We start from the raw sequence: 19,030 nt of genomic DNA, 5'->3' as shown, positions 1-19,030 counted from the left end.
GATTCGTGAGCGGTTTTCATCAGGTGTGATCGCCAAAAAGCCTTTCGGAACAGGCACTCGCGCGGGGATGGGCCCATTGGCATGGGCTGAAGTGGCTTGACTTGGCGGCCTGCCTTGCGTCACAGGCAGGGAAAATTTGTAGTATCAGGCAAGCAAAACCAGTCAGGGGAGCCCTCGCATGGCCGTTGCATTCACCTTTCCGGGACAGGGTAGCCAGGCTGTCGGCATGGGCAAGGATCTTGCCGATGCCTTTCCCGAGGCACGCAGGATTTTCCAGGAAGTCGATGACGCGCTCGGCGAAAACCTGTCGAAGCTGATCTGGGAAGGTCCCGAAGAGACGCTGACGCTGACGGCCAACGCGCAGCCGGCGCTGATGGCGGTGTCGCTTGCCGCCATCAAGGCGCTGGAATCGCGCGGCTTCTCGCTGAAGGACAAGGTCGCTTATGTCGCCGGCCATTCGCTGGGCGAATATTCGGCACTCGCCGCCGCGGGCTTCGTTTCCGTTGCCGATGCCGCCCGCCTGCTGCGCATCCGCGGCAACGCCATGCAGGCAGCGGTGCCGGCCGGCGAGGGCGCCATGGCGGCGATCATCGGGTTGGAGCAGGCCGATGTCGAAGCCGCCTGTGCTGAGGCCGCCCTTGGGGCCGGCAAGGGGGCCGTCTGCCAGGTGGCGAACGACAATGGCGGCGGCCAACTGGTCATATCAGGGGCGAAGGCGGCGGTTGAACTGGCAGCGAAACTGTGCACCGAAAAAGGCGCCAAACGGGCGCTGATGCTGCAGGTTTCGGCGCCCTTCCATTCCGCGCTGATGACGCCGGCCGCCAATGTCATGCGCGAGGCACTTGCCGGCGTGACAAAGACCGCGCCAATCGTTCCCGTGGTGTCCAACGTATCGGTGCAGCCGTCGACCGATCCCGACGGGATCGCCGGGCGGCTGGTCGAGCAGGTGACCGGTCGCGTCCGCTGGCGCGAAACGGTGGAGTGGTTCGGCGCCAACGGCGTCACCACGCTTTACGAGATCGGTGCCGGCAAGGTGCTTTCAGGACTGGCTCGTCGCATCAACCGCGACATCGCCACCGCCTCCGTGGGTTCCGCAGCCGAGGTCGAGGCGGCTGTGGCTGCGCTGTGACTTGAATTCTTCGCCGCCGACATCTTCTTTGACGAGTTTTTGGAGATATCGGATTACCGCGTAATCTGCGATGTAAAGGACAAGCGTCTGGTCATTCTGGTGGTAACGATTGGCCATCGGGGTGATGTCTATTGATAACCGTCCGTACGATTTGAGAAGAGGACAAGAGATGTTCGAACTGACCGGCCGCAAGGCGCTTGTCACCGGCGCATCGGGGGGCATCGGCGAGGCGATCGCCAGGGTGTTGCATGCGCAAGGCGCGACCGTCGGCCTGCACGGCACGCGCGTTGAGAAACTGGAGACGCTGGCCTCCGAATTGGGCGACCGGGTCAAGCTGTTCCCGGCCAACCTGTCGAACCGTGACGAGGTCAAGGCACTCGGCCAGAAGGCGGAGGCCGATCTCGAGGGCGTCGACATCCTGGTCAACAATGCCGGCATCACCAAGGACGGCCTGTTCGTGCGCATGTCGGACGCCGACTGGGATACGGTGATGGAGGTCAATCTCACCGCCGTTTTCCGGCTGACCCGTGAACTCACTCACCCGATGATGCGCCGCCGCCATGGCCGCATCATCAACATCACTTCGGTGGTCGGGGTGACCGGCAATCCCGGCCAGGCGAATTACTGCGCCTCCAAGGCCGGCATGATCGGCTTGTCCAAATCGCTGGCGCAGGAGATCGCCACCCGCAACATCACCGTCAACTGCGTCGCGCCGGGCTTCATCGAATCGGCGATGACCGACAAGCTCAATGACAAGCAGAAAGAGGCGATCATGGCGGCGATCCCCACCAAGCGCATGGGCACCAGTGCCGAAGTGGCGTCCGCCGTTGCTTATCTGGCTTCGAACGAGGCCGCCTACGTAACCGGGCAGACCATACATGTGAATGGCGGCATGGCGATGATCTGAGCGAGGCCCGACAGCAACGCCGACGGGCTGTGAAAACCCACCATTTCGGCTTGGACCTCGGCTATTTTTCGTGTAATGCGGCCCGCAACCCGGCGGTTCGGGCAAAAACCGGTCCGTGGCCGTTGCGTTTCCGGCAGGACCATCTTTCAGCTTGATTAGCGGCATTCCGCCCGCTAACGAAGACAGACAAACAATAGACGAGGATGCCCCAAATGAGTGACACCGCAGAGCGCGTCAAGAAGATCGTCATCGAGCACCTTGGCGTCGATGCCGACAAAGTGACGGAGCAGGCGAGCTTCATCGATGATCTGGGCGCTGACAGCCTCGACACGGTTGAACTCGTCATGGCGTTTGAAGAAGAATTCGGCGTCGAGATCCCCGATGACGCGGCCGAGACCATCCTGACGGTCGGCGATGCGGTGAAGTACATCGACAAGGCTTCGGCCTGACGCTTTTCGCAGTCGTCACCGGGGAGGACCTGCGATGAGGCGTGTCGTCGTCACGGGCCTTGGCCTGGTTTCGCCGTTCGGTATGGGCTTCGAGCACGGCTGGAAGGAACTGCTGACCGGCCGCAGCGCTGCCAAGCGCGTCACCGAGTTCGAGGTGGACGATCTTGCCTGCAAGATCGCCCACGTCATTCCGCGCGGCGACGGCTCCAACGGCACGCTCAATCCCGAAGCCATTCTTGAGCCGAAGGAACTCCGCAAGATCGGCGACTTCATCCTGTACGGGATCGCGGCCGCCGATGAAGCGCTGAAGGATTCCGGCTGGCAGCCATCAACCGAGGAGGAGCGTTGCGCCACCGGTGTGCTGATCGGCTCCGGTATCGGCGGTCTTGAGGGCATCGCCGAGAACGCGATCATCCTCAAGGAACGCGGCCCGCGTCGCATCAGCCCGTTCTTCATTCCCGGAAACATCATCAATCTCGTGTCGGGCCAGGTTTCGATCCGGCACGGGTTGAAAGGCCCCAACCACGCTGTCGTCACCGCTTGCTCGACCGGCGCGCACGCCATTGGCGACGCCGCCCGGCTGATCATCTTCGGCGATGCCGACATCATGCTGGCTGGCGGCGCCGAATCGCCGGTGACCCGGCTGTCGCTCGCCGGCTTCGCCGCATGCCGGGCGCTGTCGACCGAGCGCAACGATACCCCGCAAACGGCCTCGCGGCCCTATGACCGCGACCGTGACGGCTTCGTCATGGGCGAGGGCGCCGGCGTCCTCGTGCTGGAGGAGCTCGAGCATGCCAAGGCCCGCGGCGCCAAGATCTATGCCGAGGTGACCGGCTACGGCCTGACCGGCGACGCCTATCACATCACCGCACCGGCTGAAGATGGCGATGGCGCTTTCCGTTGCATGACGGCGGCGTTGAACCGGGCAAAGCTTACGCCGGCCGATGTCGACTACATCAATGCGCACGGCACCTCGACCATGGCCGATACGATCGAACTCGGCGCCGTCGAGCGGCTGGTCGGCGATGCGGCGTCGAAGATTTCGATGTCGTCGACCAAGTCGTCGATCGGCCATTTGCTGGGAGCGGCAGGCGCGGCCGAAGCGATCTTTTCGATCCTCGCCATCCGCGACAATATCGCACCGGCGACCATCAACCTCGACAATCCAGAACGCGAAACGGCGATCGACCTGGTGCCGAACAAGCCACGCGCCCGCCAGATCGACGTGGCACTGTCCAATTCCTTCGGCTTCGGTGGCACCAACGCCTCGCTCGTCTTCCAGCGGTATAATGGCTGACGGTCCGGTTACCGGGCAATGCTTTGGCGTGTCGTCAATTTTGCCATATTCGCCCCTACTCTGCCGCAGGGGATTCGTTGAGAGATCGAACGGTAGGGCGACATGAACACTAATCCGTCGGGCAACGGAGAATTCGGGCAAAGGCCGGCGAACACCGGGCCGATCGTGCCGAAGACGGCCAGCGAAGCCTTGCGGCCGGAAGCCGGAACACCGCCGCCGAAACGCTCGCGTGCTTCGCGCAGCCAGGTCGTCGTGTTCATGAACTTCGTCATCTCGGCGGTGATGCTGATCGTTCTGGCGGCGGGCGTGGCCCTCTATTTCGGCAAGCAGGAGTTTACCGAACCCGGCCCATCCGCCAATGGCGACACTTTCCTCGTCAAGCCCAGCACCGGCGTCCAGGACATTGCCGACCAGCTCGAGCGCCGCGGATTGATCAGCGACGCCCGCGTATTCCGCCTCGGGGTGCGTGCCTTCGGCAACGATTCCGCGCTCAAGGCCGGTGAGTACGAGATCAAGCCCAGGGCATCCATGCGCGACATCATGGAACTGCTGAAGAGCGGCAAGTCGGTGATGTATTCGCTGACTATTCCCGAGGGGCTGACGGTCGAGCAGGCCTTGCAGCGCATCGCCGACGAACCGGCTTTGAGCGGCGATATGCCGGCGAAGACACCCCCTGAAGGCAGCCTTGCCACCGACACGCTGCGCTTCACGCGTGGCGCAACGCGTCAGCAGATGGTCGACAAGCTGCTCGCCGATCAGAAGAAACTGGTCGATGAGGTGTGGCAGCGGCGCGCGCCGGATCTGCCCCTGGCCAGCGTCGAGGACTTTGTCACCCTGGCCTCGATCGTCGAGAAGGAAACCGGCAAGGGCGACGAACGCTCGCGCGTGGCCGCCGTCTTCCTGAACCGGTTGGCCAAGGGCATGCGCCTGCAGTCCGATCCGACCATCATCTACGGTCTGTTTGGCGGCAAGGGCAAGCCGGCGGATCGCCCGATCTATCAGTCCGACATCCAGAAGCAGACGCCTTACAACACCTATGTGATCAGCGGCTTGCCGCCGACGCCCATCGCCAATCCAGGCCGCGCGGCCCTCGAGGCCGTGGCCAACCCGTCGAAGACCGACGATCTCTATTTCGTCGCCGACGGCACGGGCGGTCACGTCTTTGCCTCGACGCTGAACGAGCATAATGAAAACGTCGCCCGCTATCGCGCGCTGCAGAAGAAGCAGGCCGATGAGGCAGCCAAGGCCGCTGCTGCCGCCGGTGCCAGCGGCAGTGCCGACAAGCCTGCTGACGACAAGCCAGCTGACGAGAAGCCAGCTGACGAGAAGCCTGCCATTGACAGCGGCATCGATGGCGACAATGGCGATGCTGGCGGTGATGCGGGCGCGGCCCAGTAAGGCGAAGAAAAGCGTTGCCTGGAAGGCGGCGGCCTGACATTTGAAGGAACGCCAGGCGTCTAATTTCGACGTATTCGCGGAATGGTCATTTTAAGTTAAGCCGCACTCGTCCCTCCGGAAAACCGGTTTCGGGGTGAGGCGCCAGGGATGTGCAGGCGACATGAATTTGCAGAGCATGACCGGTTTTGCGCGCGCCGTCGCCGAGCATGACGGCACCTCCATTGCCTGGGAAGTCAAATCCGTCAACGGCAAGAGCGTCGAGGTGCGATTGCGGCTGCCTCAGGGGTTCGAGCGGTTGGAGCCTGTGCTTCGGCAAACGCTGCAGAAGCGTTTCGCGCGCGGCAACTTCCAGGCGACGTTGACCATCGGCCGTGCCGCCGGCGCGCAGGCGCAACCAGTCGTCAACGAGGTGTTTTTGAAAGATCTCGCCGGCCTGGCCAAGCGATTGCAGGAACAGTTCGGCGTCGCGCCCGCAACGGCTGACGGTTTGCTGTCGCTGCGTGGTGTGCTCGACGTTCCCGAAACCATCGAAACCGACGAGGCGCGGGCCGCGCTCGACACCGCCATCATGGCCGCGCTCGACGTGGCGCTGAACGGCCTGGAACAGGCCCGGCAGGGCGAAGGTGCCGCATTGGCCCTGCTTTTGTCCGGTCATATCGACGTCATCGAGACACTGACCCTGCGCGCGGAAGCGGATCCGTCGCGCGATACGGCGGCGATCCGCGAACACATCGCCGAGCAGGTCAGGCTGTTGATGGATGCATCCGCCAATCTGGACGCAAGCCGATTGCACATGGAGGCGGCGTTTCTTGCCACCAAGGCCGATATTCGCGAGGAGATCGACCGGCTGAAAACGCATGTCGCGTCTGGCCGGGCCTTACTCGAGGGCGGCGGCGCCGTTGGCCGCAAGCTCGATTTTCTGGCACAGGAATTTAACCGCGAATCGAATACGCTGTGTTCGAAGTCGAATGCCGCCGCCGTCACCGCGATCGGACTGGAACTGAAGGCGGTCGTCGACCAGTTTCGCGAACAGGTCCAGAATCTGGAGTAGCCGATGGTTGCCAAGGAACCGATGGTTGCCAGGGATTTGGGGTCCCGCATCCGCCGCCGGGGGTTGATGCTCGTCCTGTCGTCACCATCGGGTGCCGGCAAGTCGACGATCGCTCGCAACCTTCTGGAGAGCGATTCCAGCCTCGAACTGTCAGTCTCGGTCACCACAAGGCCTCGCCGCGGCTCGGAAATCGAGGGCGTTCACTACCATTTCCGCACGATGCGCGAATTCGAGCGGCTGCGTGATTCCGACGCGCTGCTCGAATGGGCCGAGGTGCATGGCAATTGCTATGCGACGCCGCGTGAACCTGCCGAACTGGCGCTGGCGCAGGGACGCGACATGCTGTTCGACATCGACTGGCAGGGCGCCCAGCAGCTCAAGGAGAAGATGCGCGCCGACATCGTCTCGATCTTCATCCTGCCTCCGTCGATGAAGGAATTGAAGGCGCGGCTGAAGCGCCGCGCCGAGGATCAGGAAGCGGTGATCGAGACGCGGCTGAAGAACGCCCGCAACGAGATCGAGCACTGGAAGGAATATGACTTCGTCATCGTCAACGACGATCTAGACCGTGCTTTCGCCGAAGTGCGCGGCATCGTCGTGGCAGAGCGGCTGCGCCGCGACCGCCGGCCAGGTCTTTTCGATTTCGTGTCGGGCTTGCTGGACGAGAAGACGGATTGACCGCTTTTTCCTTCTCCCGGATAGCCCTGCGTGAGCGGCGAGAAGAGAGCTACACCGCATTGGTCAGCCGCACGAACTCCTCGACGCTAAGCGTTTCGGCGCGTCGTGTCGGGTCGATCCCCACTCGTTCGAGCAAGGCCTCGCCGCCGAGGCTTTTCACGCTCTGCCGTAGCATTTTTCGGCGTTGGCCGAAGGCGGCTTCCGTGACCCGAGCGAGTTTCTTCACATCGGCGGGCAGGGGTGTCGCGCGGGGCTCGAGATGCACCACCGAAGAGGTGACCTTGGGCGGTGGCGTGAAGGCCTGAGGCGGCACGTCGAAGGCGATCCTGGCCTGCGTGCGCCAGCCAGCGAGCACACCCAGCCTGCCATAGGCGTCGCTGTCGGGCGCTGCGACGATACGCTGGGCGACCTCGCGCTGGAACATCAATGTCATCGAGGCGTAAAAGGGCGGCCAGTCCGTGACCGTCAGCCATCGGACCAGCAGTTCCGTGCCGATGTTGTAGGGCAGATTGGCCACGATCCGCACCTGCCTACTATCTCCAGCCGCCGCGGCGAGGGCGGCGAAGTCGGTCTTCAGCGCGTCGCCCGAAATCACCTCCAGCCGGCCGGGGTAATGAGCCGAGACTTCGGCAAGCGCTGCCAGGCAGCGTTCGTCGCGCTCTATGGCGACGACCCGGCGGGCGCCGTTGGAAAGCAGCGCTCGCGTCAGCCCTCCGGGCCCGGGCCCGACCTCGATCACCGTGGCATTTGTCAGGTCGCCGGCGCTGCGCGCGATCTTGCCTGTCAAATTGAGGTCGAGCAGGAAGTTCTGCCCAAGCGCCTTTTTCGCCTGCAGTCCATGACGCTCGATGACGTCGCGCAGCGGCGGCAGCCCATCGATGCTCATGCGGCCGCCGCCCTTGCGTCGGTGTCGGCGAGTTTTCTGGCGAGCTTCAGCGCCGCGATCAGGCTGTCGGGCCGCGCAATGCCCTTGCCGGCGATGTCGAAGGCGGTGCCATGGTCGGGCGAGGTGCGGATGAAGGGCAGGCCCAGCGTGACGTTGACCGCCTCGTCGAAGGCCAGCGCCTTGGCCGGGATCAAGGCCTGATCGTGATACATGCAAAGCGCCACGTCGTAGCCCGCCCGCGCCCGGGCATGGAACAGCGTGTCGGCGGGCAGGGGGCCGAAAGCATCGATGCCTTCGGCGCGCAGGATGTCGACCGCCGGGCGCACGATGTGCTCGTCTTCCGTGCCCATGGAGCCGCCTTCGCCGGCATGCGGATTGAGGCCGGCAATGGCGAGCCGCGGCCTGGCGATGCCGAAGCGGCTGGCAAGGTCGGCCGCGGTGATGCGCGCGGTCGCGACGATCAATTCGGTGCTCAGGACTTTCGGCACCTCGGCTAGGGCGATGTGGATGGTGATGGGAACCGTGCGCAGGTCGGGGCCTGCCAGCATCATTACCGGCATCGCCTCGACGCCGCTGTGCCGAGCCGCGAGATGCGCCAAATATTCGGTGTGGCCGGGAAAAAGGAAGCCCGCATCATAGAGCGGCTTCTTGGCAATCGGGCAGGTCACGACCGCGGCGGCCTCACCGGCAAGGCAGGCGGCGACCGCTCGGTCGATCGCTTCGACGGTGCCGGCCGCATTGGCCGGGTCCGGCCGGCCGGGGCTGTCGATGAAGCGCGCCGTCAGCGGAACGATGGGCAAGGCGTGGCCAAAGACCTCGATCGCCTGCACCGGCGTCACCTCCTCGACGGGCAGCAAAACGCCAAGGCGGCGCGCGCGCGCGGTGATCACAGCCGGGTCGGCCAGCAGATAGAACGGGGGCAAGCCGACAGCGTCACGCGCAAGGAAGGCGGCGATGGCTATTTCAGGGCCGATACCGGATGGGTCGCCGACACTCAACGCCAGCGCGGTCATCGCGCTACCCACGTCAGCGCTTGACGATGCGGGCTTTGGCCTTCAGCTCGTCGACATATTTCTTGCTGAGATCGTCGGCGGCCTTGTCGTTGGAGCCTTCGCTCTGGAACACCATCTGGGCGGTCTTGTCGTCGGACACTTCGCGCGACGAGCAGATGCCGATGAATTCGACGCCGCGTTCGGTCTCGCGCGTAACGGTGGCGCCGCCGACCTTGGTCGCTTTGATCTGCTCGGCCCAGTCTGGCGGCAGTTGCGGCGCCAGAACCCGGCCGAGATCACGAACCGTGACGTCGATCAGGCCCTTGGCGAACTCGCGCGTCGTGTTGCAGCCGTTGAAGCGAGCGCGCATGGCGTCGGCCTCGCGCTTGCGCTTGGCCAGCGTCGCGCTGCGTTCGGCCGCCGGCACGACGAAGATGACCTGCTGCAGCATGTATTCCATGGCGCTCGGCTTGGCGCCGCCCTTGTCGAGCATGCGTCGCACCGCGTCCTGTTCGGTCACGCTGCCGCCTTCGCCGGAACGGTAGCGCGCGCTCAAGGCCTGGTTCCAGGCCATCTGGGCGCGGATGAACTCCTTGAAATGGTCCTTGCCGACGCCGGATTTTTCCATGACGCCGTCGAGCTGGCCGCGCTGCATCTTGTTGTTGGTGGCAAAGCGCTGATAGGCGGCCTCGACCTGTGCATCGCTGATGCGGATACCAAGCCGCCTGGCCTCGGCGAGCCGCAGCGTCTGGTCGATCATTTCCTGGCCAGCATCACCCTTTTTGCGCTGCAGCTTCAGGAAGGCGGCACGATGGGCGATATCACCGGTGGTGATCGGTATGTCGTTGACGACGTATTTGATCTCGCTGGCGAAAGCCGGCGGCGTCATGACGGTCATTGACACGGATGTCGCCGCCACAAGCAACGCGAACCCTGCTGAAAAGAGGTATTTCCTCATCCTTGGCATCCCAATTCTATTCCCGGCTCCGCCCGTTCCGTCCCCTTCCGGATGCGCGAATCCGTGCCAGCCCTATGCGGCGAAACGATGTCGCCGCCTATTGGATGGTGTCGACTCCGTTGCTCGACGAGCCGAAGTCGCCGAGGGTGCGGAACGAGAGGTTGAATCCGATGCTTTGCGTCACTTCCCTGGTGTTCAGGTCACGCGACTGTGCGTACGTCATCAGATAGGTGAAGCAGGAATCGTTGTAGGCGAAGCCCACCCCGTCCTTGACCAGCAGGCCCTCCTGCAAATCGTAGGTTCCTGTCCCGAACACGCGCCAGTTCTCGGCAAGATGCGTGGATGCGCCGAGCGTGACCTCGTGACGGTCGGTGGTGAAACCGTAGAGCGGCTGCGCCTGGATGAAGGCATACTTGGCGCTCAACGATACCGGCAGGCCGGAGTAGGCAGCTTTCAGCTCGGCGCGGCGGATCTCGAAGCTCTGTTCGTCGAACCGGCCGCTGACCGAAGCCGCGAATCCATTGGGGCTGGTTATGCCAAACAGGCCGACATAGTCGGACTTGGTGGTCTCAAGGCCTGAATTTGCGCCGACATTGACCAGATCGGGTGCCGCGAAGGAGTTCTCGCCGCCAATCTGATAGGATTGGCCGAAGATGGCATTGGTGCCCCAGCCATTGATGTAGGAGCCGGAATAGCGCAGCCCGACATTGGCACGCGAGCCGCCCTCGATACGGTCATAACCGGAGAACTTGTCGCGCTCGAACAGCGTGGTCGCATCGAAAACCATGCTCTGCGCGTCTTCGTTCGGAATGGAGAGGCCGCCGACATACTGTTCGTTCGGACGCAGGAACACCTGTGCCATCGGCTCGACAACGTGGCTCGAGCCGCTGGCCAGCGAGAACAACAGCGGCCAGCTCATCTCGAGCCCGGCAGTCGCCATGTAGCGGGCAAAGGACGAGCGCATGTCGTCCTGCTGGCCCAAATTCGTCGCCATCTGGTTGATCGCGGTGAGCGAGGCCGACGACGCTCTGACATAGTCGACGTCGCCTTGCAGCGCCAGCAACGGTGTCAGCACCAGCCCGTCGTCGGTGACAAAGCTCCGTTTCCACTCGGCCTCGGCGGTGAGGCGGCTGGACTCGCCTTCGATGCCGCGCACGCGTTGCGTACCCGAGCCGGGCACGTACGGGGTAAAGTAGGTCTCGTCGAGATCTTCGCGGCGGATGACGCGCGTGTTGACGTTGAGCGACAACTGGCCGCCGGCGACCGATGTGTCGGGGATATAGGCATAGTCGAGCGAGGGCAGCACCCAGGGCTGCTGGCCACTTCTCGCGGCGGCATTGTCGTTGGGCGTATCTTCCTGGACCTCGAAATGCATGGCGCGCACGTCGAAATAATTACGGTCGTTGAGACCAGTCAGGTAGACCGAGGACTGATGGACATACGAATTGTACTTGGCAATGTTGTAGGTGTTCGAGAAATTCTTGTCGGTCTGCAGCAACACGTCCCAGCCGAAATTCCAGCGTTCGTTAATGGCGAACTGCCCTTGCGTGCCCATCATGCCGCGGAACTTGTTCGGATCGCCCACCGCGCCGGAATCGATATTGTGGCCAGCGGTCGAGGGGAACGCGGCGCTGTCGAGGAAGTCGTCCGGATTCTGCTGCTGGATCCCGGCAACCTTGAATGTGTATTCGCCATTGTTGAAGCGCTGGCGCCATTCGGCTTCGCCGAGGAAGCCCTGCTTGGTGTAACCGCTTCCGGTCACCGTCAGATCATATGTCGGCGAAAGGGCGAAATAATAGGGAACCTTGACGCTATACCCCAGATGGCTGTTGTAGCCGATGCTGGGGATCAGGAATCCGCTCTTGCGCTTCACCGTGGGATCGGCGATCTCGAACGCCGGCAGGTAGGCCAGCGGAAAGCCGAAGAACTCGAAATTCGCGTTCTCGAAGCGAACCGTCTTCTTCTCACCGTTCCAGATGATCTTCCTGGCTTTGACGCGCCATGTCGGCGCCTTGTCGGGCTTGTCCTCGCACGGTTCGCAGGCGGTGTAGACGCCATTGTGGAAGGTGGTCAGCACGCCGCCCATGCGTTCGGCGCTTTCGGCGGCGAAATAGGCCTTGTCGACCGTTTCAACGCGCAGCGCGTTGACGAAACCGTCGGCGAAATCGTCGGTGATGTCGATGTGCTGCGAATTGATCTTGGTGCCGTCGCTGTTGACGATCTCGACATTGCCGCTGGCAACCATCCGCTTGGTGTTGCGGTTGTAGACGACCTTCTGGGCGACGAGGCGGTTGCCGCCATAGTCGATCTGCACGCCGCCGACGGCGGTCACGGTCTGGTTGTCGTTGTTGTATTCCAGCGTGTCGGCGGCCAGCAGCATCTGCGAACCGGATGGAACGGAGGTTGCCAAGTTGCCGACCTCCTGCGCGAAAGCCGGCAGCGGGACGCCGCAGGCAAGCAGGCACGCCAAGGCGCTCGCCGCATAAAGGCGCGCCAAATGGGCCTGCCTGTCGCTGGGCAAAAACGCCTCCCTCACTAGCCGTCTTCCTTGTATAGCAGGAAAGTCACCCCGAAGAACATAGCTACCACGACCGGCACCCAGGCGGCTATGGCAGTCGGCACGAACCCCGCCACGCCGAACGCCTTCACCAGCACCGAAACGACATAAAGCAGAAACCCGGCAACGACGCCACCCAGAATCATCGTTGCCGATTGTCCCATCCTCGCAAATCGCATTGAAACTGTTGCCGCAATCAGCGTCATGGCGACGAGCAGGAACGGCAACGCCACCAGCGAATCAAACTGCATGGCAAAGGCATTTGCCTTGAGGCCGAAGGAACGGGCAACCTCGATTTTTCCGGGCAGGTCATAGAAGGGAATTGTCTCCGGGCGCGCCAGCCGCTCCTGCACGAATTCCGGCTTCAGATTGGTCTGCACACGATCGCTCGCGACGGGCTGGATGGTGCCGTTCCTGAACGTCTTTACATCCTGCAATTCCCAATAGCCGTCGCGCAGGTAGGCCCGTGCGGCGTCCTTGCGCTCGACGATGTTGCCTTGCTGGTCGAGGATGAAAAACACGGCGTCGGCCATCTCCAGGCCCTGGTCGAGGATAGCCCGCGCGCCGATGATCGTGTCGCCGGAACTGGTTTTCTGGCGAATCCAGGGCGCGGCATCTGCTGAAACGGTATTGGACTTGCCGGAGCGCAGCTCGGTCTCGATCTGTTCGGACAAGGAGAAAGCGTGGGCGGCAAGCGGGTTGATGATCCCGACCGACACGACGCCGAACAGCAACGCGCCGATGCAGCACGGCAAAAGGAACTGCCAGGCGGAGACGCCCGCGGACCGCGCGATGACGAGTTCGTAACGCCGGTTGAGCGAAACCAGCGTCGCCATCGCCGAGAACAAGCCGACAAACGGCACCGTCTGCAGCATGATCATGGGCATTCGAAGGCCTGAAATGGCCATCGCCGTCCCATAGGTGAAGCCCGGCAGGCCAGTGGTGCGGCCCGACAATTCCGTGAAATCGATCAGGAACACCAGCGCCAGAAGGCCGATGAAGAACCAGATCGTGATCGCCACGTAACGGAAGAAGAAGTAACGGCCCAGCGTCCAGCCCATCAGCCGACTCCCTGGCCCGAGGTGTCGCGCCTGGACAAACGAGACTTGAGGGCATTCCACCCGTCACCGATGCGGCTGGCCAGGTTTGTCATCCAGTCCGCCCAGGCAACCGGCAGTTCCATGGTCCGGTTCGACACGATGAACCAGATCGCCACCGCGGAAGCCGCGATCGGTATGCCATACACCACATAGGAATATTGCGGGACCTCGTCGGCCTTGCTTGCGGCGAAGAACCCCAGCCAGCGTACGAACAGCGATATCGCGATGGCGGTGATCAGCGGATTGACGCGCGCCTCGCGATGCGAACGCGCGTCTCCCGCGACCGCGAGCGCGATCAGTGCGAAAACCATGGAGTATGTCCATTCCGAAAACCGCTGGTCGATCTCCGCCCGGTACTCCTGCGGACTTTGCTGGTAGTTCTTGTCGTTGGGGCTTGGATTGAGCAGGTACTGGGTGGTCTGGTCTTTTGGCAGGAGCGTCACCTGGTTGGCCGCCGACATGAAGGCTGACATGTCGAAGGCATAGGACGTGAACCGGATAACACTGAGGTCGCCTGTCAGCGTCTTGCGATGGATGACGCCGTCATTCATCATCAGCACCTTTTCGCCGCCCCGCTCGATGATGCTGCCGGTCTTGGCATAATAGACGAGATTGACGCCTTCCTCACGGGAATCGGCGACGAAGATGCCACCCAGCCGGTTGTCGGGAAGCCGCTCGCCAATCTGCAGGAACAGTCCTTCCTCGATCTTGCGGAAGGTGCCTTCCTGAATGATCAGCGACAAAAGGTCGGCGCGCGACTCCGCCACCAGGGCGCGGTTCTTCTGTCGTGCATAGGGGTCGATGCCGTTGTCCACGGCGAATGAAAAGACGCTGGCGGCCAGCGCCAGCAGCATGATCGGCCGCACGATGGTCCAGCGCGAGGCACCCGATGCATTGACCACCGCGAGTTCCGAATCCGAATTCATCACGCTGAGTGTCTGCGCGACCGCCACCACGATCGCGAAAGGCACGACGATCGGAACGATGGAAGGGAGAATGAGAGACGCGACCTCGAAGAAGGTCAAGGCCGACTGGCCGCTGTCCGTGACCAGATTGATCTTGGCCAGCACCTGCGTCGTCCACACGATGGCCAGCGTCCAGACCAGCGCTGCGATGAAGACAACGAAAGTGCGCCGCATGATGTAGCGTTCAATGACCTTCATGAAGGCTTTACTCGATTTTCTCGAACGGCATCATGCCACCACGCTAAGGGTAGCTGTCCGGCGACGCTCGCACAACTGGCTCCGTTGGGCTGCATCAGGCAGGCGATCCGGTTCCCGTCCCACGTCGCGTGCCGCAGCGGGTCGGAGTGTCGGCGGCAATGGATAAGAAAGGACGAACATCGATGGTTAACAACAGGTTGCGGCATGAAGCGGGGCCGTGCCGCGACGAATCGCCTTCGATTCCACGTCTCATATGGGTAGCCATTTTGGCAAAGTCTTGCCAAATGCCGGAAAACGACCAAATGTCGCGGATCACTTCAAACCGCTTCGCGCAAAGTCGCCCAATCCCCGAAAGCAGGACATGATGAACCCGAGACCGTCGATCGCCTTTGCGAAATTCGCCGCGCCCCAGGCGGCGGCGAGCAGGAAGGGCACGGTCTTCGTGCTGTCGGCGGATAATGGCGGCCTGAGCGATGCGGCCAGGGCTTACGATCCGGGCAAGACGCTGGATCGGGCTTTCCCGATCGCCGAGTTTACCGGCAAGCTCGCCGGCATCGTTGAAATCCTGGCGCCGGAAACGACGTCGCTCGACAGGTTGGTCGCGATCGGCGCCGGCAAGGTCGCGGGGCTCGACGAATATGCCTGGCTGAAGCTCGGCGGCACCATTGCGGCATCGCTGCGCAAGGCAACCGACGTGGCCGTGGTGCTCGACCTGGCCGGCGCTTCGCCCGATGGCAAGGACGCCGCGAACCTCGCGGCGGGCATTCTTTTGCGCAGCTATTCCTTCGACAAGTACAAGACCAGGAAGGATAAGGACGACGGCCAAGGGGGCGGCCAGGGGGGCGGCCAAGGGAACGGTAAGCCCGATCCGAAAAAGCCGGTCAAGGTGACCATCCATACCGCCGACCCCGCAGGCGCCAAGAAAGCATTCAGCGATGCCGAGGCGGTGATCGACGGTGTGCTTCTGGCACGCGATCTCGTCAACGAACCGGCAAACGTGCTGGGACCTGTCGAGTTCGCCGCCCGCGCCAAGGAACTCGAGGCACTCGGCGTCAACGTCGAGATCCTGACCGAGAAGGAGATGAAGAAGCTCGGCATGGGCTCGCTGCTCGGCGTCGCGCAAGGCTCGCCCCGGGGCGCCCGCATGGCGGTCATGCAGTGGAACGGCGGCAAGCCGAAGGACAGGCCCGTCGCCTTCGTCGGCAAGGGTGTCACATTCGACACCGGCGGCAATTCGATCAAGCCGGCCTCGGGCATGGAGGACATGAAGGGCGACATGGGCGGGGCCGCCGCCGTGACCGGGTTGATGCATGCGCTTGCCGCGCGCAAAGCCAAGGCCAATGTCGTCGGCATCATCGGTCTTGTCGAAAACGCGGTCGACGGTCATGCCCAGCGCCCCGGCGACATCGTCACCTCCATGTCCGGACAGACCATCGAGGTGCTCAACACCGACGCGGAGGGGCGCCTCGTTCTGGCCGACGCGCTGTGGTACTGCAACGACCGCTTCCAGCCGAAATTCATGGTCAACCTGGCAACGCTGACCGGCGCCATCATGGTTGCGCTCGGCCTGCATTATGCCGGCCTGTTCTCCAACGACGACGAACTGGCGCAAAGGCTGACCGCGGCCGGACAGTCAACGCAGGAACGGCTGTGGCGCATGCCGCTCGGCGCTGAATACGACAAGCTGATCGATTCCAAGAACGCCGACATGAAGAACATCGGCGGCCGCTACGGCGGCGCGATCATTGCCGCGCAGTTCCTGCAGCGCTTCGTCAAGGACACGCCCTGGGCGCATCTCGATATTGCCGGGACCGCGATGGGCTCGCCGTTGAACGAGATCAACCAGTCCTGGGGTTCGGGTTTCGGCGTTCGGCTGCTGGACCGGCTGGTGCGTGATCACTACGAGAGCTGACGTTCGTCCATGGCCGATGTGCTGTTCTACCACCTGACCGAATCGACGCTGGAGGATGCGCTGCCGGGCCTGCTCGAGCGCAGCGTCGATCGCGGCTGGCGCGCCGTGGTGCAGACCGGCACCGAGGAGCGGCGCGACGCGCTCGACCAGCATCTGTGGACTTTCCGCGACGATTCCTTCCTGGCGCACGCGACCGATCGCGAAGCTTATCCCGGTGAACAACCAATCCTGTTGACCACCGGCGACGGCAACCCCAACCAAGCCAAGATCAGGTTCCTCGTAGACGGCGCGGCGCCACCCGACCTTGCCGGCTATGAGCGTGCGGTGTTCCTGTTCGACGGCCATGACGCGGCCCAGGTCGAGATGGCCCGGGCACATTGGAAGACGATGAAGGACGCGGGCCACGCCGTGACCTACTGGCAGCAAGCCGCGGACCGCCGCTGGGAGCGCAAGGCGTAGAGCAATTCCACGGAAAGTGTGGACCTATCCCGGGAAAAGCGCGCAGCGCCTTGCCTGGCGAATTGCGCTAGAACGAAGAGCAGTTCGACGTTCGCCTGGAACGATGAACAACTCCAGCCCGGCGGCTTTCGCGGATGACGGTTCTAAAGCCTTGCCTTGATCCGTGTCTGTTTCCTGGTGACGTAGTCGCCGTATTTCAATTTCGCGGACTCGTCCGACCGGTTCCGATGCGAACTCCTGAAAACGTACCACTCGCCATCAGGCGACTTGCGCTTGTAGATCGCCTTGCCGGTCTGGCGATGCTCGAAGCAGGTCATTGAGCCCTTCACGCCCCAGGAGCCGTGCCATTGCGCGCGGTAGCACAACTTGCCGCCGCCGGGGATGAACCATATCCCGTCGCCATAGCCCGGCTGGCCCTTTTCCGTCGACCAGGCGTTAAATTGCCGCTGCCTGACGGCAAAGAACGCGGCCCCGTGATTGCCCCACATCCACGAACGGTTCTGATAGATCTGGTAGACGCCTTCGTCGGGCACCACGGCGCCCTTTTGCGCCTGCTCGGCGATTTTGGCCGCTGTCTTGGCTGTCGCGGGGACCTGTAAGGCAAGAACAAGAACGGAGCAGGCGAATGCCGCTCCAAGACAATTACCCAGCACTCGTTTCACGGAACTACTCCACGGACTGATTCACGCCACGCCTCATCCATCATGCCGAAACGCTGGTTCGGCATGGATGGCAAACAAACAGAAAGATGGAGATCCATCCCGATCGTGTCGGGACGCATCGGGACGACGCGTCTACGGCAGGACGTGCTGGGTCACCCTCCAGTCGGGCAGACCATAGCCCCCCAGCCACGGCCACACTTCCTTCTGGTTGAAGTAGACAACTGAAGTCAGCGCCGGGAACTCCGCATAGGACTTGCGGGAATCGGCCTGCCACTTCGAAACATAGTCCTGCTTGCCGACATAGCCGAGTTCCGCCACCACGATCGGCTTGTTGAACCCCGCAACGCGATCATAGCCTGGCTTCAGCAACTCGGCGAACGTACGGTCGTGACCGGCCTCGTCATTGTCCTTTTTCTGCAGGCCGAACACCGACAGGCCGATCACGTCGACATAGTCGTCACCAGGGTAGTATTTTTCCAAGCCTTCATCGCCTTTGGGCGACCACATATATTTGGCCGTGGGGGCGGCCTTGCGGCAGACATCGACTTCGCGCTTGTAAGCGGAAATCCAGTCCTTCGGTGCCCAGTTGGCCCAAGTGAAGCGGCCGTTCTTGTCTTCCATTTCCTGCGCCCAGCGAATGGTCACCGGGCTTTTCATCTGTCCCACCAGGCCGCAGATCGCCTGCATATTGGCATCATATCTGCCGCCCAATATGCCGTCTCGCAGCTCGGGCGGGGTGATGCGCCAGTCCTTCGACCAGGTCCACGGCTCGATCGTGATCAACAGCGAGCGCCCGCGCTGCTGGGCATAAGCATCGGCCAGAGGCAGCGTCGATAAATCAACGTCTTCCCAAGGCAGGAACAGTTCCTCGATGCTGGCGGTCTTGTCATTGGTGAAATCGCCATACGGATCGTACGAGCCGAATGCCGACGCGGCGCTGCTCGTCTGAACGGGGTCCGTCACGGGGACGGAGCCGGCGCCTCCCGCCGTGGGGAACGCGGCGCTTCCGCCCAAAACCAGCGTGACTACAAGCGCATTTGCTGCGGAGCGTTTCATTGTTTGCCTCCCAAGGCCCGACTTCCTACGGAAGCCAAGGCTTCGCCCGGCGCGTCGATGCCTGATCGACACGCCTATCCAACACCCATCGGCTCTATTGGCGTAATCTGCGGGATTTCGGAGCGACCATTGGCGAGTGTGCGAACTTGGCACGGACCCACCCAAAATTATCCCTCAAGGCTCCGATACTGAAGAGCTTCAGAGAGAAAGTTCGCCGCGATACTCACAAATTCGCGTCAACATCCCGATATATCATCCCTAGCTAATTTAAGAGCCGGTCGGGGCCAAGAGTCAAGCACAATTAACGGTTGCTTAACCTTGGCGCTCGCAACGTGGTTAACGCTGCTTGTCCTCATCCAGACATGGGGACCAGCCC

The 19,030-nt window shown here is 62.6% G+C and carries 17 protein-coding genes; 9 read left to right on the top strand and 8 right to left on the bottom strand.

What is annotated here, in order from left to right; all coding sequences use genetic code 11:
• The first annotated feature begins 178 nt into the window (after window positions 1-178).
• The 7 genes from fabD (at window position 179) to gmk (ending at window position 6,909) form a co-directional block, all read left to right on the top strand.
• Window positions 179-1,129 (top strand): ACP S-malonyltransferase, encoded by a 951-nt coding sequence (gene fabD, locus FJ943_RS26730; protein ID WP_140717941.1) that lies wholly within the window; start codon window positions 179-181, stop codon window positions 1,127-1,129.
• A 169-nt stretch (window positions 1,130-1,298) separates the two neighbouring features.
• Entirely contained in the window at window positions 1,299-2,036 is a 738-nt protein-coding gene (gene fabG / locus FJ943_RS26725) for a 3-oxoacyl-[acyl-carrier-protein] reductase (RefSeq protein ID WP_140617222.1), read from the top strand.
• Window positions 2,037-2,248: 212 nt separating this feature from the next.
• Window positions 2,249-2,485, top strand: a complete 237-nt coding sequence (locus FJ943_RS26720) for an acyl carrier protein (RefSeq protein ID WP_006203723.1) — start codon at window positions 2,249-2,251, stop codon at window positions 2,483-2,485.
• A gap of 34 nt (window positions 2,486-2,519) precedes the next feature.
• On the top strand, window positions 2,520-3,782 hold the full coding sequence (gene fabF / locus FJ943_RS26715) for a beta-ketoacyl-ACP synthase II (RefSeq protein ID WP_023773396.1): 1,263 nt from the start codon (window positions 2,520-2,522) through the stop codon (window positions 3,780-3,782).
• Window positions 3,783-3,884: 102 nt separating this feature from the next.
• Window positions 3,885-5,180 carry an endolytic transglycosylase MltG gene (gene mltG, locus FJ943_RS26710; protein ID WP_140726366.1) on the top strand — a complete coding sequence of 432 codons (1,296 nt, stop codon included), beginning with the start codon at window positions 3,885-3,887 and terminating at the stop codon, window positions 5,178-5,180.
• Between the two features lie 160 nt (window positions 5,181-5,340).
• Complete coding sequence (locus FJ943_RS26705; protein WP_140664639.1) at window positions 5,341-6,231, top strand: YicC/YloC family endoribonuclease; 891 nt, start codon at window positions 5,341-5,343, stop codon at window positions 6,229-6,231.
• Between the two features lie 21 nt (window positions 6,232-6,252).
• Window positions 6,253-6,909: a guanylate kinase gene (gmk, locus tag FJ943_RS26700; protein WP_023773399.1), complete on the top strand. Its 657-nt coding sequence runs from the start codon at window positions 6,253-6,255 to the stop codon at window positions 6,907-6,909.
• Window positions 6,910-6,958: 49 nt separating this feature from the next.
• Here gmk and rsmA read toward each other — a convergent pair whose 3' ends face one another.
• The 6 genes from rsmA to lptF all read right to left on the bottom strand — a co-directional run bounded on the left by rsmA (window position 6,959) and on the right by lptF (window position 14,565).
• Window positions 6,959-7,795 carry a 16S rRNA (adenine(1518)-N(6)/adenine(1519)-N(6))-dimethyltransferase RsmA gene (rsmA, locus tag FJ943_RS26695; RefSeq protein WP_140726363.1) on the bottom strand — a complete coding sequence of 279 codons (837 nt, stop codon included), beginning with the start codon at window positions 7,793-7,795 and terminating at the stop codon, window positions 6,959-6,961.
• Window positions 7,792-8,808, bottom strand: coding sequence for a 4-hydroxythreonine-4-phosphate dehydrogenase PdxA (pdxA, locus tag FJ943_RS26690; RefSeq protein ID WP_181174645.1), 1,017 nt, complete (start codon window positions 8,806-8,808; stop codon window positions 7,792-7,794). Before pdxA ends, rsmA begins: the two co-directional genes overlap by 4 nt.
• A gap of 13 nt (window positions 8,809-8,821) precedes the next feature.
• Window positions 8,822-9,754, bottom strand: a complete 933-nt coding sequence (locus tag FJ943_RS26685; RefSeq protein ID WP_181171225.1) for a peptidylprolyl isomerase — start codon at window positions 9,752-9,754, stop codon at window positions 8,822-8,824.
• Window positions 9,755-9,842: 88 nt separating this feature from the next.
• Complete coding sequence (locus tag FJ943_RS26680; RefSeq protein ID WP_181174644.1) at window positions 9,843-12,281, bottom strand: LPS-assembly protein LptD; 2,439 nt, start codon at window positions 12,279-12,281, stop codon at window positions 9,843-9,845.
• Window positions 12,281-13,366 carry an LPS export ABC transporter permease LptG gene (gene lptG / locus FJ943_RS26675; RefSeq protein ID WP_181171237.1) on the bottom strand — a complete coding sequence of 362 codons (1,086 nt, stop codon included), beginning with the start codon at window positions 13,364-13,366 and terminating at the stop codon, window positions 12,281-12,283. The genes FJ943_RS26680 and lptG overlap by 1 nt, the downstream gene beginning before the upstream one ends.
• Window positions 13,363-14,565 (bottom strand): LPS export ABC transporter permease LptF, encoded by a 1,203-nt coding sequence (gene lptF, locus FJ943_RS26670; protein ID WP_140726354.1) that lies wholly within the window; start codon window positions 14,563-14,565, stop codon window positions 13,363-13,365. Before lptF ends, lptG begins: the two co-directional genes overlap by 4 nt.
• Before the next feature lie 364 nt (window positions 14,566-14,929).
• Here lptF and FJ943_RS26665 point away from each other — a divergent pair, with 364 nt between their 5' ends.
• Together FJ943_RS26665 and FJ943_RS26660 are read left to right on the top strand one after the other, a co-directional pair.
• Window positions 14,930-16,477: a leucyl aminopeptidase gene (locus FJ943_RS26665; RefSeq protein ID WP_140726351.1), complete on the top strand. Its 1,548-nt coding sequence runs from the start codon at window positions 14,930-14,932 to the stop codon at window positions 16,475-16,477.
• Window positions 16,478-16,486: 9 nt separating this feature from the next.
• The gene (locus FJ943_RS26660) at window positions 16,487-16,936 is read left to right on the top strand and encodes a DNA polymerase III subunit chi (RefSeq protein WP_140617213.1); all 450 of its coding nucleotides are present in this window, start codon (window positions 16,487-16,489) and stop codon (window positions 16,934-16,936) included.
• A 143-nt stretch (window positions 16,937-17,079) separates the two neighbouring features.
• On the opposite strand, the gene FJ943_RS26655 is transcribed toward FJ943_RS26660, so the two are convergent.
• Both FJ943_RS26655 and FJ943_RS26650 read right to left on the bottom strand, forming a co-directional pair.
• Window positions 17,080-17,598 (bottom strand): DUF995 domain-containing protein, encoded by a 519-nt coding sequence (locus FJ943_RS26655; RefSeq protein ID WP_015318492.1) that lies wholly within the window; start codon window positions 17,596-17,598, stop codon window positions 17,080-17,082.
• A 132-nt stretch (window positions 17,599-17,730) separates the two neighbouring features.
• Window positions 17,731-18,654 carry a glycoside hydrolase family 26 protein gene (locus tag FJ943_RS26650; protein ID WP_140617212.1) on the bottom strand — a complete coding sequence of 308 codons (924 nt, stop codon included), beginning with the start codon at window positions 18,652-18,654 and terminating at the stop codon, window positions 17,731-17,733.
• Between the last annotated feature and the right edge of the window lie 376 nt (window positions 18,655-19,030).

This window comes from Mesorhizobium sp. B2-3-10, assembly GCF_006442275.1.
Taxonomy (GTDB): Bacteria; Pseudomonadota; Alphaproteobacteria; order Rhizobiales; family Rhizobiaceae; genus Mesorhizobium; species Mesorhizobium australicum.
The sequence above is the reverse complement of the archived record's forward strand: the minus strand, read 5'-3'. Positions and strand labels throughout refer to the sequence as shown.

What these genes read in the sequence shown, in the direction of transcription:
- fabD (WP_140717941.1), top strand. Translation starts at nt 179, where the DNA reads ATGGCCGTTGCATTCACCTTTCCGGGACAGGGTAGCCAGGCTGTCGGC.
- fabG (WP_140617222.1), top strand. Translation starts at nt 1,299, where the DNA reads ATGTTCGAACTGACCGGCCGCAAGGCGCTTGTCACCGGCGCATCGGGG.
- FJ943_RS26720 (WP_006203723.1), top strand. Translation starts at nt 2,249, where the DNA reads ATGAGTGACACCGCAGAGCGCGTCAAGAAGATCGTCATCGAGCACCTT.
- fabF (WP_023773396.1), top strand. Translation starts at nt 2,520, where the DNA reads ATGAGGCGTGTCGTCGTCACGGGCCTTGGCCTGGTTTCGCCGTTCGGT.
- mltG (WP_140726366.1), top strand. Translation starts at nt 3,885, where the DNA reads ATGAACACTAATCCGTCGGGCAACGGAGAATTCGGGCAAAGGCCGGCG.
- FJ943_RS26705 (WP_140664639.1), top strand. Translation starts at nt 5,341, where the DNA reads ATGAATTTGCAGAGCATGACCGGTTTTGCGCGCGCCGTCGCCGAGCAT.
- gmk (WP_023773399.1), top strand. Translation starts at nt 6,253, where the DNA reads ATGGTTGCCAGGGATTTGGGGTCCCGCATCCGCCGCCGGGGGTTGATG.
- rsmA (WP_140726363.1), bottom strand. Translation starts at nt 7,795, where the DNA reads ATGAGCATCGATGGGCTGCCGCCGCTGCGCGACGTCATCGAGCGTCAT.
- pdxA (WP_181174645.1), bottom strand. Translation starts at nt 8,808, where the DNA reads ATGACCGCGCTGGCGTTGAGTGTCGGCGACCCATCCGGTATCGGCCCT.
- FJ943_RS26685 (WP_181171225.1), bottom strand. Translation starts at nt 9,754, where the DNA reads ATGCCAAGGATGAGGAAATACCTCTTTTCAGCAGGGTTCGCGTTGCTT.
- lptF (WP_140726354.1), bottom strand. Translation starts at nt 14,565, where the DNA reads ATGAAGGTCATTGAACGCTACATCATGCGGCGCACTTTCGTTGTCTTC.
- FJ943_RS26665 (WP_140726351.1), top strand. Translation starts at nt 14,930, where the DNA reads ATGAACCCGAGACCGTCGATCGCCTTTGCGAAATTCGCCGCGCCCCAG.
- FJ943_RS26660 (WP_140617213.1), top strand. Translation starts at nt 16,487, where the DNA reads ATGGCCGATGTGCTGTTCTACCACCTGACCGAATCGACGCTGGAGGAT.
- FJ943_RS26650 (WP_140617212.1), bottom strand. Translation starts at nt 18,654, where the DNA reads ATGAAACGCTCCGCAGCAAATGCGCTTGTAGTCACGCTGGTTTTGGGC.